General features: G+C 48.9%; 1 tRNA gene and 2 rRNA genes. All 3 read left to right on the top strand.

The features are described from left to right. Positions 1–87: ribosomal RNA gene (locus tag FYJ66_RS09220) — 16S ribosomal RNA — on the top strand; the annotation flags it as partial. A 37-nt stretch (positions 88–124) separates the two neighbouring features. After that, a tRNA-Ile gene (locus FYJ66_RS09155) sits at positions 125–201 on the top strand. A gap of 206 nt (positions 202–407) precedes the next feature. Continuing rightward, a 23S ribosomal RNA gene (locus FYJ66_RS09150) occupies positions 408–1004 on the top strand; the annotation flags it as partial.

Genomic DNA, 1004 nt, shown 5'->3' with positions numbered 1-1004 from the left:
AATAAGTTACCTAAGGCAAAACCAATGACTGGGGTGAAGTCGTAACAAGGTAGCCGTTCGAGAACGAGCGGCTGGATCACCTCCTTTCTAAGGAGACTGGAAAGTCTTTGTACTATTAGTTTATGGGCCTGTAGCTCAGCAGGTTAGAGCGCACGCCTGATAAGCGTGAGGTCGGTGGTTCGAGTCCACCCAGGCCCACCATCAAGATAACGATGGTGCAGCACCTTGAAAATTGAATAACACACCAAGAGAAAGAGAAAGACAAATTGACAACGAATCGAGATAAGCCTGATCTGCGGAAGCAGATCAAGGAGGGTAACGATTTCAAGAAGCAATTTGTTGAGAAAACCAGAATTCACTGAGAGTGAAAACAATAGTGAATAGTCTGCTAACGCGGCAGACGAAGAGGTCAAGTACAAAAGAGCATCAGGTGGATGCCTTGGCACTGGAAGCCGAAGAAGGACGTGATAAGCTGCGATAAGCTGCGGTGAGGAGCACATATCCTGTGACCCGCAGATATCCGAATGGGGGAACCCACATGGAGCAATGTCCATGTATCCTGCAGTAAATACATAGCTGCAGAGAAGGGAACGAGGTGAACTGAAACATCTAAGTAGCCTCAGGAAGAGAAAGAAACATCGATTTTCTGAGTAGCGGCGAGCGAAAGGGAAAGAGGCCAAACCGAAGCTTGCTTCGGGGTTGAGGATCATCATAACGCGATTGAGGTATGTGAGCCGAAGAGGACTGGAAAGTTCCGACACAGAGGGTAAAATTCCCGTAGGCGAAGCAGAAGACACGCAGATGACACCAGAGTAGGGCCGGACACGTGGAACCCGGTCTGAAGCAGGAGGGACCACCCTCCAAGCCTAAATACTAGCCAGTGACCGATAGCGAATAGTACCGTGAGGGAAAGGTGAAAAGAACCCCGGGAGGGGAGTGAAATAGAATCTGAAACCTGATGCTTACAAGCATAGGGAGCGCAAGTGACCTAGTACTTTTTGTAG

It is taken from the genome of Allobaileyella intestinalis, from assembly GCF_009695865.1.
GTDB classification, from domain to species: domain Bacteria; phylum Bacillota; class Clostridia; order Peptostreptococcales; family Anaerovoracaceae; genus Allobaileyella; species Allobaileyella intestinalis.
The sequence above is the reverse complement of the archived record's forward strand: the minus strand, read 5'-3'. Positions and strand labels throughout refer to the sequence as shown.